This window comes from Variovorax sp. 05L425 (genome assembly GCF_056397705.1).
The window spans coordinates 1-688 of the sequence record NZ_JBFTNY010000079.1 but is presented as its reverse complement, the minus strand read 5'-3'; the positions used below and the strand labels follow the sequence as shown (position 1 = coordinate 688).

At 64.8% G+C, this 688-nt stretch carries 1 pseudogene; it reads left to right on the top strand.

The window, feature by feature from the left end:
* Positions 1-688: pseudogene (locus AC1DN9_RS30055) on the top strand (hypothetical protein); the annotation flags it as partial.

Here is a 688-nt window from a genome sequence, read left to right as displayed (position 1 = left end):
GGTGACCAACGGCAACGAGTTCGCGCTGGTGACGGTGTGGGACACCGCGGCGCTGAAGGGCCAGGTTGCCGTGGTGGCACTGGCCGGCCTGTGCGACGGCTGCTCCATCAACAATCCGGCGGGCTGGTACAACTGGTGGAATGAGTGGAAGGGCGTCTACCCCGGCCTGCCCAACATGGGCAACACCGCCTTCATGAAGATCCTGGGCTATGTGGACATTCCCGGCATGACGGCGCCGACCGAGATCGCGGTGACCACCAATCTGAACCAGTTCAGCAGCGTGCTGGTCGGCGGCAACTTCATGGGCCTGGCCAACTCGCCCCTGACGAGCAACTGGCAGAGCTTCGCCAGCGGCGGCGGCAACTACGGCCGCTATGCCAAGGGCGGCGTGGCAGTGGTGATTTCCAAGTCGGAGCAGAAGGCCGCCTTCATCGACCTGAAGCCGCTGTTCAGCTACGTCAACAGCGTGTATTTCAGTTCGAACGTCAGCAGCACCAGCAACCTCGGGCAGGCCGCCAACCAGTGGCCCTACACCTTCGCCCAGGTGCCTTCGCAGACGCCGACGGTGATCAAGACGGTGTCGCTGGGCGGGCGTCCGACGGCCGTGAGGACGACGGTTTCGGCCAACAGTCCGCGCGCCTGGATCGCCACGCAGGACGGCACGCTGCACATCTACAGCCTGGATGGC